The 13,760-nt window shown below is 62.3% G+C and carries 10 protein-coding genes, 1 tRNA gene and 4 pseudogenes; 12 read left to right on the plus strand and 3 right to left on the minus strand.

Annotated features, from left to right (window positions below):
* Window positions 1-22: 22 nt before the first annotated feature.
* On the plus strand, window positions 23-1,852 hold the full coding sequence (locus tag DDD63_RS01300) for a methyltransferase (protein WP_125482393.1): 1,830 nt from the start codon (window positions 23-25) through the stop codon (window positions 1,850-1,852).
* On the opposite strand, the gene hemH is transcribed toward DDD63_RS01300, so the two are convergent.
* Window positions 1,836-2,837 (minus strand): ferrochelatase, encoded by a 1,002-nt coding sequence (hemH, locus tag DDD63_RS01305; protein ID WP_164505403.1) that lies wholly within the window; start codon window positions 2,835-2,837, stop codon window positions 1,836-1,838. The genes DDD63_RS01300 and hemH overlap by 17 nt on opposite strands.
* A 358-nt stretch (window positions 2,838-3,195) precedes the next feature.
* Here hemH and topA point away from each other — a divergent pair.
* The 5 genes and pseudogenes from topA to DDD63_RS12640 form a co-directional block, all read left to right on the plus strand.
* A pseudogene (topA, locus tag DDD63_RS01310) lies at window positions 3,196-6,074 on the plus strand (type I DNA topoisomerase).
* A 20-nt stretch (window positions 6,075-6,094) separates the two neighbouring features.
* A complete protein-coding gene (locus DDD63_RS01315; protein ID WP_240611316.1) occupies window positions 6,095-6,319 on the plus strand; it encodes a dTMP kinase in 225 nt (74 codons plus the stop codon).
* A 525-nt stretch (window positions 6,320-6,844) separates the two neighbouring features.
* Window positions 6,845-7,021, plus strand: a complete 177-nt coding sequence (locus DDD63_RS12635) for a hypothetical protein (protein ID WP_240611317.1) — start codon at window positions 6,845-6,847, stop codon at window positions 7,019-7,021.
* A gap of 44 nt (window positions 7,022-7,065) precedes the next feature.
* Window positions 7,066-7,182 (plus strand): hypothetical protein, encoded by a 117-nt coding sequence (locus DDD63_RS13050; protein WP_276308098.1) that lies wholly within the window; start codon window positions 7,066-7,068, stop codon window positions 7,180-7,182.
* A pseudogene (locus DDD63_RS12640) lies at window positions 7,133-7,276 on the plus strand (hypothetical protein); the annotation flags it as partial. The gene DDD63_RS13050 and the pseudogene DDD63_RS12640, both read left to right, overlap by 50 nt.
* 46 nt (window positions 7,277-7,322) lie before the next feature.
* Here DDD63_RS12640 and DDD63_RS12645 read toward each other — a convergent pair.
* On the minus strand, window positions 7,323-7,571 hold the full coding sequence (locus tag DDD63_RS12645; RefSeq protein WP_240611318.1) for a hypothetical protein: 249 nt from the start codon (window positions 7,569-7,571) through the stop codon (window positions 7,323-7,325).
* A 167-nt stretch (window positions 7,572-7,738) separates the two neighbouring features.
* Between DDD63_RS12645 and DDD63_RS12650 the strand changes: the two genes are divergently transcribed.
* From DDD63_RS12650 to DDD63_RS01340, 4 genes are all read left to right on the plus strand, one after another.
* On the plus strand, window positions 7,739-8,074 hold the full coding sequence (locus tag DDD63_RS12650; RefSeq protein WP_240611319.1) for a DNA polymerase III subunit delta' C-terminal domain-containing protein: 336 nt from the start codon (window positions 7,739-7,741) through the stop codon (window positions 8,072-8,074).
* A 456-nt stretch (window positions 8,075-8,530) separates the two neighbouring features.
* A complete protein-coding gene (locus DDD63_RS01325; RefSeq protein WP_125482394.1) occupies window positions 8,531-9,055 on the plus strand; it encodes a hypothetical protein in 525 nt (174 codons plus the stop codon).
* 310 nt (window positions 9,056-9,365) lie between these two features.
* On the plus strand, window positions 9,366-10,052 hold the full coding sequence (locus DDD63_RS01335; protein ID WP_240611320.1) for an alpha/beta hydrolase: 687 nt from the start codon (window positions 9,366-9,368) through the stop codon (window positions 10,050-10,052).
* A gap of 140 nt (window positions 10,053-10,192) precedes the next feature.
* Window positions 10,193-10,268, plus strand: a tRNA-Thr gene (locus DDD63_RS01340).
* 150 nt (window positions 10,269-10,418) lie between these two features.
* Here the strand turns inward: DDD63_RS01340 and DDD63_RS01345 are convergent.
* Window positions 10,419-11,429, minus strand: a pseudogene (locus tag DDD63_RS01345) (zinc-dependent alcohol dehydrogenase family protein).
* 148 nt (window positions 11,430-11,577) lie between these two features.
* Here DDD63_RS01345 and DDD63_RS01350 point away from each other — a divergent pair.
* On the plus strand, window positions 11,578-12,315 hold the full coding sequence (locus tag DDD63_RS01350; RefSeq protein WP_108714857.1) for a phosphoglyceromutase: 738 nt from the start codon (window positions 11,578-11,580) through the stop codon (window positions 12,313-12,315).
* A 475-nt stretch (window positions 12,316-12,790) separates the two neighbouring features.
* Window positions 12,791-13,665: pseudogene (locus DDD63_RS01355) on the plus strand (nucleoside hydrolase).
* Window positions 13,666-13,760 lie beyond the last annotated feature (95 nt).

The raw sequence follows: 13,760 nt of genomic DNA on the forward strand, positions 1-13,760 counted from the left end.
ACCGAGCGTTAGGCTGTTCGTCATGGTACCTGTGTTCACCACCGAACTGTTAAGCGACGAGGCCGCAGATAGGCTCCGCGCTGATTTGGATGGCTATTCATGGCCTGCCATTGAGGAAACTCTGGGCGGGGAGGCCGCTCGGGCGGTACGGCGCGAACAGCGGCTGCCTGCATTATTGGCCGCGCGGGCGGCCTCAGCGGGTAGCGCGGAGTACCGCTGGATTGCGGTTCAAGCGCGCCTGTTTCTGCTGGGCGATGCGGTTGCCTACGACGAGGCGGTGCTGGCCTTGCCGGAGCTATTCGACTCGCCCAACCTGGCGAGCGCGGTGCTGCAGGAGGTTGATCACCCGGCCGCGGAGGAACCGACTGGCGGTGCCGGGGAGGGAGTCCGTGAAGGTTTCGTGCCGGGCTACCACGGGAGCCCCGCAAGCGGTGGGGGGACACAGAAACGGCTGGTGCGGGCGCGCTTCCAGATCGTGCCCATCGCAATACCGGCGCATCTGCCTGCGCGCGGATCGGGTATGGCTCCGAGCCGACTGCTGGTGGCCTCGGATTGGGGAGAGCTTGTGGGCATGCTCCCGACTTCTGATCATGTGATGCCCGTGGGCGGTGCCACTCGCACCCTGGCCGCGCTCGCGGACTATCGACCCGGCCAGCGGGTGCTGGACATTGGCACCGGTTGCGGTATTCATGCCATTCTCGCCGCGCTGTGTGGCGCGCGCGTCACCGCTACCGATACATCCGCACGTGCACTCGCCTATGCGCGCTTCAACGCCCGCATGGCCGGGGTCCGACTCGATTTGCGGCAGGGCTCGTTGTTGGAGCCGGTACTGCCCTCCAGCGGCGAGCAGTCCGACGTCCAGTCCGATGACGTTCAGTCCGTCGGCGTACAGGTGGAGCCTGAGTTATTCGACGTTGTGGTCTCCAACCCACCCTTCGTGATAACCGCGTCTGCGGTCCGGCGCCAAGTGGTCTTCTCATATCGCGACGGCGGCATGCCCGGTGACTCGCTACAGGCGGAGCTTATCGGGGCGCTTCCACGTGTGCTGCGCGCCGGAGGACGCGTATGGATGTTGGGAAATTGGGAGATCCGCGACGAAGCCGCTTGGGATACCGGGCCACGGCGATGGGTGGAGGGCCTCGGCCTCGACGCGTGGTTCATCCAACGCGAGTATCTCGAGCCCTGCCGCTACGTGGAGATGTGGTTGCGCGACGGCGGCCTCACCACGGCGGATAGAGAATATGAGGAAGCCTATGCGAAATGGCTCACGGATTTCCGGGATCGCGACGTAGTCGGAATCGGAATGGGCTACGTGCTGCTCGGAAGGCCCCATTCGAATCTCGGTACAGACCAGTCGCCTCCCGCTGCGGCGCTCGTGAGTAGTGATAGTGCGGATGGGATGCCTCTTTCAGCGCCTGCGACGCACGAGGCGCCCGCTGCCGCCTGGAAGAAGCCTTGGTTGCGTTGCGAGGCGCTGGGCGGACCGGCCCCGGCAAGTCTGCATGACTACACAGAAAGAATCTGGGCACAACGGTGGCTACTGGATAGGTCGGCTGATGAGCTCGCGGTGCTCCGCCCGCAGAACAACTGCGTGGAGCATCGACTTCACATTCCCGGCCAGAGCGATCCCTTCCTCGTCAAACTGGCCCAGACCAATGGCTTTGCGGCCGAGGTCGAGGTGACAAGTGCCGTCGCCGCCGTCGTTGGAGCGTGTGACGGGGAACTTAGTTTAGGTGTACTCTGCGACGCCGTCGCCGACCTTCTCGGTGAGGCAGCGGAGTCAGTGCGCGCCGAAGTGCTTCCTGCCGTGCGGGAACTACTCGCGCTGGGAATGCTCACCGCGTGGGAATAGTAGCCTCGGGCAACTGTGCAAACTCGCTGAAATCCGGCAGGCTCCGATGCAGTGCCGCAAGGATTTGAGCCGCGTCAGCGCTGCCGTTCGGCGGGGCAATGCGGCGGAATCCTTGCCCGCCCGCCGCGTGAAATGCCTGCGCGTTCAGTACGTCGAGCTCATAGGAGGTTTCCAGGCAGTCGGCAAAGAAACCGGGCGTCACCATCACGATATGTCTGCTTCCCTGCGCGGGCAGTTCGGCCATGGTGTCAATTGTTGCCGGTGTCATCCAGCGGCCGGGGCCGAAACGCGACTGGAAGGTGTTGCGCCAGGGAAGACGAGCGTCGCTGTCCAGTTGGACCCGTTCCATGATGGCCGCCGCCGTGGCCTCACACTGTGCACGGTAGAAATCGGGCTCGTGGACCGGGCGGTCCGGCAGGCTGTGCCAGGAGAACACGACTTCATCAATCGGCCCCTCCGCCAGGGCTGCACCGATCCTCCTGCTGTACCAGGTGATGTATTCCGGGAGCAGATGCCACTCATGCGTGGAGCGAACCCGGGGAAAAAGGCCTGCCTGCGCGGCGTGCCTGATGCCGTCCGCGATACGGTCATCAACCGAGCCGACCGTTGCCGGCGCGTACTGCGGATACGTCGCCAGAACCGTGATGCGGTCGCAGGTGGCGGCGAGCCGTAGGAACTGATCCACCATGTTGGGCGCGCCGTACAGATAGCCGGCGCGGACCTCCACGCCGGGCAGAAGCCTCTGCAGTTCCGATTCCTGCGCTGCTGTGTATACGCGCAATGGTGAGCCGTCCGTCAGCCACACATGCTGGTATTGAGGCAGCACCTTCGTGGGCCGCGCGTGCAGCACGGGGCCGTGCAGGATGGGCTTCCAAAGTGCGGGATGTAGATCCACAACCCGCCGGTCGGAGAGGAATTCGCGCAAGAAGTCCGCGATTGCCTCGGGGGAGAGATGCGTCGGGCTGCCCAGCGCCGCGATGAGCACGCCCTCCTTCGCGGCCCCGGAAGAGGCCAAGAGTGGTTGGGATGGCGAGGATGGGCTAGCGGCCAAGTGTGCCTTCGGCGTACCGTGGTCTTTCGGCACGGGAGGGACCGCTTGTTCCTGCATACACTCCTCCGTAGAAAACGCTGGTCAACAACTACGCTAGCGGCGGCTCGGCCGGAAAACATCGGACTTGCATCCCAAGCGAAACGTTTCCAATTCCGTTGGTGCTGTGGATAGAGTGAGCCTTGCCGCGAGGAAGTGGGATAGGTTGCTCACCGCTGTGTTCGAGATTTCGCGCCCGCTTCCGCCTTGGCGCTAAAGTGGCCACAGAAGCACGCGTGTGTGGAGGGAAGAAAACGTGACAAAACTCGTCATTGTCGAGTCGCCGGCCAAGGCCCGCACAATCAGCGGGTACCTCGGCTCCGACTACGATGTCGAAGCTTCGATTGGGCATATTCGGGATCTCCCGCAGCCCTCCGAGCTCCCGGCGAATATGAAGAAGGGACCGTATGGGCGTTTCGCCGTGGATATCGACAACGGGTTCGAGCCGTATTACGTGGTCGCCCCGGACAAGAAGAAGAAAGTTGCCGACCTTCGCAAGCGCCTGAAAGAGGCCGACGAACTCCTACTGGCTACTGATGAGGACCGAGAAGGGGAGGCAATCGCCTGGCATCTGCTGGAAGTCCTCAAACCGAAGGTGCCGGTCAAGCGGATGGTCTTCCACGAGATCACGCCGGAAGCCATCGCGCGGGCGCTGGAGAACCCGCGGGAGCTGGACGATAAGCTCGTCGACGCGCAGGAATCCCGCCGTATTCTTGACCGCCTGGTGGGCTACGAGGTATCCCCCCTGCTGTGGCGCAAGGTCGCCGCCGGATTGTCGGCCGGGCGTGTCCAATCCGTGGCGACCCGGCTGGTTGTGCAACGCGAACGGGAACGGATGGCTTTCGTCGCGGCATCCTACTGGGATGTCGCCGCCACCTTCCGTAAGGCAGACGCAACGGCCACCGGCTCGGGCGAGGAATTCGATGCTCGGCTGACCGCGCTGGACGGGCAGCGTCTGGCCACTGGCCGTGACTTCACGGACAAGGGTGAACTCACCACCAAGAGCAGCCATGATGGTGTTCGAGTGCTGGACCAGGAGGCAGCGCAGGCCGTCGCCGACGCCGTCGCTGGTAGTCAAGCTGTTGTCTCTTCCTTGGATACGAAACCGTACTCACGCCGTCCGGCTCCTCCTTTCACGACGTCGACGCTGCAGCAGGAGGCATCCCGAAAGCTACGTATGAGTGCCCGCGACTCGATGCGCACCGCACAGGCGCTGTACGAGAACGGGTACATCACCTATATGCGTACAGACTCCACGGCACTATCCGAGCAGGCGTTACACGCGGCTCGCAGCCAAATACGCGAAATGTACGGTAGCTCCTATGTGCCGGAAAAACCGCGCCGCTACGCCACGCAGGCCAAGGGGGCACAAGAGGCTCACGAAGCCATTCGCCCCGCCGGCGATCATTTCCGCACTCCGGACCAAGTGCGCGGGCAGCTCAGCGGTGCCCAATTCGCACTGTATGAACTGATCTGGAAGCGGACAGTTGCGTCGCAGATGGCCGATGCAGTTGGGCAGACCGCCTCGGTACGCCTCGCCGTCACGCTCGGGGGAGCTGCCGGAGCGGAACAGGCCGAATTTGCCGCCTCGGGGACGGTTATCACCTTCCGTGGCTTCCTAGCCGCATATGAGGAGTCACGCGACGCGAAGCGGTATGAGGACGGCAAGAAGGACACGGAGTCTCGGCTGCCTGAACTCGCCGTCGGTGAGCAGGTGCCGGTAACCGCTGCGCAGGCAGACGGTCACGAGACGCAGCCACCGCCGCGATACACGGAGGCATCGCTGGTGAAGAAGATGGAGGACCTCGGTATCGGACGCCCATCCACCTACGCCAGCACCATTGCCACCATTTCCGACCGTGGATATGTTGACCATCGCGGCCAAGCACTTATCCCCACCTGGACGGCGTTTTCCGTGGTGCGTTTGCTAGAGGAGAACCTGCCCGAGTTGGTGGATTTCGGATTCACCGCCGATATGGAGAGTGAACTGGACCGAATCGCTGCGGGCGAGGAGGAAGGAACCGCCTACTTGGAGCGATTCTGGCGCGGTAACTCTGAACGCCCCGGACTGGAGAAACAGGTTGCTGGGCTGGGAGATATCGATGCCAAGGCGATAACTCCATCGCATTGGGCGACGGCGTCGTGTTACGAGTGGGCAAATACGGTCCGTACATTCAGGAAACCGGGCCCGATGGCGAGGAACTGCGCCACGTATCCGTGCCGGAGGGCATTGCGCCCGACGAGATGAACGAGCAGAAGGCGCGCGAACTGCTGGAGGTGCCGGTGGTGCCAATGGGCGTGAGCTCGGCACAGACCCGGCCACCGGCCATACGATTGTGGTGAAGTCCGGCCGATTCGGGCCCTATATCACCGAGCTTTCCGGAAGGAGAAGTGACTCTTACGCCGACGGGACGGCCTTCGAAGAAGGCGCCGACGCCGCGGACCGCATCCCTGTTCAAAACGATGACGGCCGAGAGCGTGACCCTGGACGAGGCCTTGCGGTTGCTTACTCTGCCGCGAGTGGTGGGGTGGTCGACGGCGAGGAGATCACCGCCCGGAACGGCCGCTACGGGCCGTACATCTCCAAGGGCAAGGACACCCGTTCGTTTGACCAGCGAGGAACAGATCTTCACCATCACCCAGGACGAGGCGCTGGCACTGTTGGCCCAGCCCAAGGCACGGCGCGAACCACTGCAGCGAAGCCACTTCGAGAACTCGGAGTTGATCCCGCAACGGGATCACCGGTTGTTTTGAAAGACGGCGATTCGGCCCTTACGTGACGGATGGGACACGAATGCCTCGCTGCGCCGCGGTGATGACCCAAGCACAATCACCCCGGATCGCGCCTACGATTTGCTGGCTGAGCGGCGAGCGAAAGGACCGGCGCCGAAGCGTAAGACGACGTCGAAGAAAACGACGTCAAAGAAGGCTGCTGGCACAAAGAAGAGTGCGGGCACGAAGCGAGCAGCCGCTACTACGAAAGCCTCCGGTACGAAAAGCTCGGCGGGCAGGGGGTCCTCCTCTAAAACCTCGACGCGAAGAAGAGGACCGAGAAGTGAAGGGCCTCTTCATCTCGGTCGAAGGGGGCGACGGCCCGGAAGACGACGCAGATCGCAGCGCTGCAGCAATGGTTGACACGCGGCGGAAGGGAGGTTGTGGTAAACACGCGAGCCCGGGGGAACCGCACTGGCGTGGCCATCCGTGAGGCCTTGCTGCACAGCGGCGAGGTGTCGCCGCGAGCGGAGGCTCTGCTGTACGCCGCCGATAGGGCGCATCACGTGGCCTCCCTGGTTCGCCCAGCGCTCGAGCGCGGTGCCGTTGTCATATCTGACCGCTACTTTGATTCGTCCGTGGCCTATCAGGTGCCGCGCGTTAGCTAGGTAAGGAAGAGGTCAGGCAACTCTCCTCTGGCGCAACCGATGGGCTGGTTCCGCAGTTGACCGTGCTCCTGACGTTCCGGTGGCGGTGGGGGCGAGCCGCGTGGGCGGTGAACGGGACCGTATCGAATCGCGGGGTTGGAATTCCACGAGGCGGTACGGGCTGAGTTTCTGCACCTGGCGGCCGCCGAGCCGGAGCGGTGGGTGGTTTGTTGACGGTACGCTTGCCGTTGACGAGGTGACGGCACGGGTGTGTGAGCAGTTTTCGTGCACGTCTTTTGGATGCCGATGGCACATCGGCCGGGGTGGACGTGCTCCTGCCGGATGTGAATATCGCCGAGGTGGCGGGAGACAGGACGCGAATACGCAGGGCGCGATGCGCCGGGACGGATGCTCCTGCGGCAGCCTCCGACGCGCGCGCTGCGTCACAGGGTACGCCGCAGAAGCGGGCAGAGCAACGGATGGCGATCTGGAGTCGACTCTTCGTGGCGGCGAGGGCTCCGAGGCAACCGCGAAGGGCACTCGATCATGAGCGTTTTCGACGAGCTTGTCGGGCAGCGAGCGGTACGCGAGCAGTTGCAGCGTGCCGCTCACGCCGCACGCTTACTCGCTGCTCGTTTTGATGAGGAGAGCGCGGAAGGCGCCGAAGAAGGCTCCCGCGGCGCTCCCGCTGACGCTCCCATCTCCGGCAGCGATGCGCGCTGAGCCAGGCGTGGCTGTTTACCGGGCCGCCCGGTTCCGGCAGATCAATTGCAGCCCGCACGCTGGCGGCGGCTCTCGAATGCACGGGGGAGGAGCCGGGATGCGGACAGTGCCATGCCTGCCAAACGGTGCTGGCCGGTACCCACCCGATGTCACGCTGCTGACAACGAAGGCGTCACAATTACGGCGGACCAGACGCGCGCGATTGTTGCAGAATCCTATACGGCGCCGGGAAGCGGACGGTGGCGAATCATCATCATCGAGGACGCTGATCGGATGCTGGAGCGTACGACGAACGTGCTGCTTAAGGCATTGAAGAGCCTCCCGAGCGAACCTTCTGGATGCTGTGCACACCTTCGCCGACGACGTTCTGCCGACTATCCGTTCGCGCTGCCGCCGGGTCAACCTGGTTGTTCCTGCTGCAGAGGACGTTGCGGAACTTCTTGTACGGCGCGATGGCATTGAACCGCAACGGGCGTTGCAGGCCGCGCGGGCCGCGCAGTCCCATATCGGCCGGGCGCGTGGACTCGCCACCGATGTACAGGTGCGGCAACAGCGCGAGGAAACTCTGCTGGGAGCTCTTGGAATTCGCGAACGGGTGATGCCGTCATCGTGGCCCAGCGGGTGTTTGATCACGCGAAGAAGCAGGCCGATGCGCAGGCGGAGAGGACAACGAACGGGAACGGCAGGAGCTGCTTGCCACTTTGGGGGTGAGGGAAGGTGCGCGAGTTCCCCGCCGTGCGGGCACAGGTACGAGAACTGGAAGAGAAGCAAAAGCGGCGCGCGACTCGTACACAGCGCGATGTGCTCGACCGCGACATGGTCGACCTGCTCTCCCTGTATCGTGACATTCTCACCGTCCAGCTCGGCGCACAGGTTCCCTTGATCAACGCAGACCTGACGAAACAGATAGAGCAGGCGGCTGCGGCGGCGTCGTCGGAGCAATCGGTGCGGCGCATGGACGCCATCGCGACCGCACGGCAGCGCCTAGCGGGCAATGTGGCGCCGCAACTGGCCCTAGAGGCCATGATGGTGGCGCTACGTCCACAGGGCTGAAAAGGGGGAAATATGGCCCGGCCGGTGGCGACTCCGGATTTTCAGTCCACCGGCTCTAATCCAGTCCTGGACTGTTATTAGTGGCCTCTAATCTGGATTTGAGTGTAATGCGGGATTTGAGTGTAGCTTCGGCGGAGCCGACTACTCCGCGCCGACTGCCGGGCAGTACCGCTCCCACAGGTTGACCGACGCGCCCGGTGAGGAGCATCACAACTTGGTTGTTCGGATGCTGGCAGGAATTTTGGGCGGTTAGTCCGAGTGGCGTCCCGCGCGCAACATGCTACCCGTGCGTTATATCCGGCATTTCGCGCGCTGTGCCGACGTCGGCGACGCCGGGCGATGCCGAAATGCGGGTGACTTTCAACGCGATACTGTCGGCGTACAGCGGCTCGGTGACTGCGTCGAATAATGGGCGTGCGAGTGGCTGAAAAGCTCGGCGTCACATACGGTTGAGGTGTGAAGCGACATACGAGATTAACAGCAGCCCTTGCCGCGAGTGCGCTCCTGCTCAGCGCGTGCGCCATGGATACCTCCGCTCTGGGAAGATCCGGTTCTGGCGAGGTAGGTCAGAATCGTGCCGACCTGGAGAAGTTCTACACCCAGGACTTTGAATGGAAATCGTGTGACGACACGTCGTTGGACTGCGCCACGATAGAAGTCCCGCTCGACTATGACAACCCCGATGGCGAGACGATTGAGATTGCGATGACACGGCGGCCGGCGGACGGCCGCAAGGCTGTCGGGAATCTCTTCGTGAATCCGGGTGGACCGGGCGGATCTGGATTCTCGGTCGCGGAGAATGCGGAGTACTACTTCGATACCCGGATTACGGACGCATTCAACATTATTGGTTTCGATCCGCGCGGCGTGGAGCGCTCCACACCGGTGGATTGCGTCGATGATGATACTCTCGGGGAGCTCCTCGATGAGTCTTTCGACCTGTCAACGGATAAGGGACTCGGGAAGCCGATGAGCAGGTGAAGATGGTTGGTCAATCCTGCGAGGAGAATGCGGGCGACCTCCTACCCTACGTGGGTACGGAATACGCAGCGCAGGACATGGATGTCATGCGAGCATTGGTGGGCGACGAGAAGCTGAACTATGTGGGTTTCTCCTATGGAACATCGCTTGGCGGCCAGTACGCAGATCTTTTCCCACACAATGTTGGGCGCATGATTCTTGATGGTGCTGTTGATACCACGGTTGGTTCGGCGCAAATGAGTCACGATCAGTCTCTGGGATTTGAAACCGCCCTGCGGAACTACGTTGACGACTGTCGTGGCGGGAACGCGTGCCCTTCAAGGGTTCGACTGACGACGCTTTGGCGCAGATCAAGGAACTCTTTGAGAAGTCTTTGGAGGAGCCATTCCCCACAAGCGATGCGGATCGCCCCTTGACTCAGTCACAGTTTTTCAGTGGCTTGATCACGCCCCTGTATAACAAGCAGAACTGGCCGATTCTCACGCAGGCTTTCTCACAGCTCATCAATGACAATGACGGCTCGCTCTTCCAGTATCTCGGCGATCTCATGAATGGTAGGGAAACGGACGGTTCCTTCTCCTCGAACTCCACCGAGGCGAACTGGGCAATTAACTGCGCCGACTACCCGTTGTCTTCCGACGACGAAGTAGAGGAACTCGCCGCAGATCTGAGAGAGAACGGCACGGTTTTCGGTGACTATATGCTCAGCGCTCCCGACGTCTGCCTGTACTGGCCCTACAAGCCCTCGCAGGCTCCGGGGCCGTACATTGGGAAGGGAGCGGACCCGATCGTCGTCGTCGGTACGCGCTACGATCCGGCTACTCCATACCAGTGGTCGGAGAGTTTGGCAGAGTCTCTGGACAGCGCCGTGCTGGTGACGTGGGAAGGCGACGGGCATACGGCTTACGGTTCGGCAGATGACTGCATTAGTGACCCGCTCGACGATTACCTGATTGAGGGAACTGTACCGGAAGACGGGCTGACCTGCTCGCCGTGACAAAGTATACCTGTGCATGCCGGTGCGCGTTTTTGCCAGCGGTCTTCCGGTGAGCGGGCACATGCGTCGCCTTTCACTCGGTTACGGTTTGCGGCTCGCGGCGCGCTTGGGTAGCATATCCAATGCTGCTCAAGCAGCGTGCCACCTTAGCTCAGTCGGCAGAGCGATTCACTCGTAATGAATAGGTCGAGAGTTCGATTCTCTCAGGTGGCTCCAGCAAGGGCCCGGAACCAACAGGAACCGGGCCCTCTGCCATGCCTGGCGTTACGAATCGTCAGACATGCTCACTATGGACGGCAGGCGCGAAGTTCGCCGCAGTGCTCCAGCACCGATGCTCATTTACGCAAGGTGCCGGAGCCGAACGTGCTACGGGCGCAACATCGCCTTAATGGCACGCCGCTCGTCCATGGCGCGATATGCCTCGGACACGTCGTTCAGAGGAAGTTCGAGATCGAAGACCTTTCCCGGCTCGATCTTGCGCTTCCACACCAAATCCAGCAGTTCGGGCAAGTACTTGCGCACCGGTGCGACGCCGCCCGCCAAGTGCTTGTTATCCCAGAAGAGCCGGTCAACGGGCAGGTCGCCGTGAGGCACACCCACCAGGCCGATGCTTCCACCCGGACGCGCGGCATCGACTGCCGTCTTGCGCGCCTGCTCGGTTCCTACACATTCGACGACGCAATCCGCCCCGAGTTCCTCGGTCATCTCCTTGATGCGGGCAATGCACTCCTCGCCGCGCTCCGGGATGATATCGGTGGCACCGAAATCGCGGGCGACCGCCTGGCGAGGCGCGTGCCGTGAGAGCGAGATGACCCGTTCGGCGCCGAGTTGCCAAGCGGCAAGTGTTGCGCACAGTCCGACGGCGCCGTCGCCCACGATCACCGCAGTGACACCGGGCCGATGTTGGCGCTCACCGCGCCGTGCCAGCCGGTACACATGACATCGCTCAAGGTCAGCAGAGAAGGAGAAGATCGTCCGTCGGTTTGTCGGGGTCGCCACCAGGGTGCCGTCCGCGTTGGCCACGCGAATGTACTCCGCCTGGCAACCGTCGTAATTGGTACGGTTCACACAGGAAGTGTGTATGCCCATTCGGCAGGCCGGGCAGGTGTTATCACTGGTGGTAAAGCCTCCGATAACGAAATCTCCCGGTTTGACCGAGGCGACGGCGTCTCCTACTTCTTCGACGACACCGATGTACTCATGGCCGATGGGAGTTGCCTGAGGAACTTCGGTAATTCCCCGATAGCGCCACAGGTCCGAGCCACACACGCAGGTGGCGACGGTGCGCACCACGGCATCGCTTGGTTGCTGAATTGACGGGTAGGCACGTTCTTCATAACGAACGTCCCCTGCTCCATGAATAACTGCTCCATACATGCTTCCATTACAGCGCGATATGCATCGCGGTGTCATGGGTACTGCTATACACGGGGAGCGCGTGTTTTCTTCTCCTGGGGCTCGTTATCCGGTGCACTCGGGTATTTAGTCGGTGGCAGGACCATAAGACGCATGAGAGAATCATCCCATGGCTTATACCCTCGTACTGCTCCGCCATGGCGAGAGCGAATGGAATGCTAAGAACCTCTTTACCGGCTGGGTTGATGTGCCTCTGTCCGAGAAGGGCCGCGCGGAGGCCGTTCATGGCGGCGAACTCCTCAAGGAGGCAGGGGTGCTTCCGGAGAAGCTGTTCACGTCAGTGTTGCGGCGTGCCATTATGACTGCGAATCTGGCCTTGGATGCGGCAGATCGGCACTGGATCCCGGTAGAGCGTCACTGGCGGCTGAACGAGCGTCATTACGGTGCGCTGCAGGGCAAGAACAAGAAGGAGATTCGCGATCAGTACGGTGACGAGCAGTTCATGTTGTGGCGCCGGTCCTACGATGTGCCGCCGCCCGCCATCGAGCTTGGCTCCGAGTTCTCGCAGGATACGGATCCGCGTTATGCGGGTGAGCCGATCCCCGCTACGGAATGCCTGAAGGATGTGCTCGAGCGGTTGCTGCCCTACTGGGAGAGCACCATCGTTCCAGAGATCAAGACGGGTAAGACGATCATGATTGCTGCGCACGGCAATTCGCTGCGTGCCATTGTGAAGTACCTGGACGACATCTCCGACGAAGAGATCGCGGGCGTCAACATCCCCACCGGCATCCCGCTGGTTTACGAACTGGATGAGGAGACCCTCAAGCCGATCAAGAAGGGCGGCACGTACCTGGATCCGGATGCGGAGGCGAAGATCGCTGCCGTCGCCAATCAGGGCAAGTAACAGAGGCGGTTCCGCGGCCGCGCGGGCGATCACGCCGTCGCCAGGCGGAAGAGTCTTCCTCTCCCGCAGCGGTGGGCACGGCGAGGCTCGGGTGTCTATGGGCGTCGTGAGCATGGTCGGAGGCTACGGCGTCCCGCCATGCTCACTCTGTGGCCATGTCCGGTGCGGACGTGGCGCAGCGTGGGCGTACCGCCCGCCCGGGCGCCCACTGGGCGTATTGGCACTACCTGTCGGATGAAAGCAAAAGTACCGCCCGGGCGTGGACCGTTGCCATCGCCTGCCATCGCCGGTGGGGACGTTAACCTTTCTGGCGCGCAGCACGGCGCGGGTCAACAGCGCGCTGTGCGGACATCTAGCACATATGGTGGACATCTAGCGTATGTGGAACAAGCAGCGCGGAAGGTGGAGGAAATAACCGATGATTCGCCGGATCATCCTGGACTGCGATCCCGGGCACGACGACGCCGTCGCCATCATGTTCGCTCTCGGCAGGCCCGAGATCGAGTTGGCTGCTATCACTACAGTGGGTGGCAATCAAACAATTGATAAGGTGACCCGTAACGCGCGAGGAATCCTCGCCCTGTGCGGTAGGGAGGAGATTCCGGTCTACCGTGGTGCAGAACGTCCTGTGCTGCGGCAGGTGGAAACGGCGCCATCTATCCACGGTGAGACGGGCCTTGACGGGTGGAGCTTCCCATTCCTGCCGCTGCGGAACGGCCACAGCGAGCCGCGCAGGCCATTGTGGAGATCGTGCGCGAGAGTGAACCTGGAAGCATTACCTTGGTAGGAACCGGGCCCTTGACCAACCTTGCTCTGGCGGCTCGGTTGGAGCCCGCTATTGTCAACCGTGTCCGCGAGGTCGTCATAATGGGCGGTGGGATCTACGAGGGCAACTGGACCGCCGCCGCGGAATTCAACATCTGGGTAGATCCGGAGGCGGCTCGTATTGTCTTCGATGAGCCGTGGCAGGTGACGATGGTTGGCCTGGACGTGACGCACCAGGCACTAGCGACCTCGGCTGTGGTCGATAAGGCGGCGCGGATTAACACGCCAACCGGGAAGTTCTTCGTTGACCTTATGCGTTTTTTCCAGGAATCAAATCGAGAGGCATTCGGCTTCGCAGATCCGCCTGTACATGATCCGTGTACGATTGCCTACCTGATCGATCCCGAGGTTGTGCGGACACAGGCTGCGCCCGTCGCCGTCGAGACGCGCGGCGAGTTGACTGCCGGGGCGACGGTAGTAGATCTGCGTGCACCGGCGCCCGCAGATTGCCATACACGGGTGGCGACGCAGTTGGATCGGGAACGCTTCTGGGAGTTGGTTCTCGACGCGATAGCCCGCCTATAAGACACTGGCCCGCCTATGAAATACCGAGCCCTACCAGGAAATACCGAGCCCGCGGTGCGGTGGGGGTCGCCCTGAGCTGGAACCTCGACGCGGCA

Origin of the sequence: Actinobaculum sp. 313, from assembly GCF_003073475.1 — a bacterium.
Lineage (GTDB): Bacteria > Actinomycetota > Actinomycetes > Actinomycetales > Actinomycetaceae > Asp313.

Bases quoted from the DNA above. Each gene is read 5' to 3' on its own strand.
- DDD63_RS01300 (WP_125482393.1), top strand. From the start codon at position 23: ATGGTACCTGTGTTCACCACCGAACTGTTAAGCGACGAGGCCGCAGAT.
- DDD63_RS12635 (WP_240611317.1), top strand. From the start codon at position 6,845: ATGAGCGTTTTCGACGAGCTTGTCGGGCAGCGAGCGGTACGCGAGCAG.
- DDD63_RS01350 (WP_108714857.1), top strand. From the start codon at position 11,578: ATGGCTTATACCCTCGTACTGCTCCGCCATGGCGAGAGCGAATGGAAT.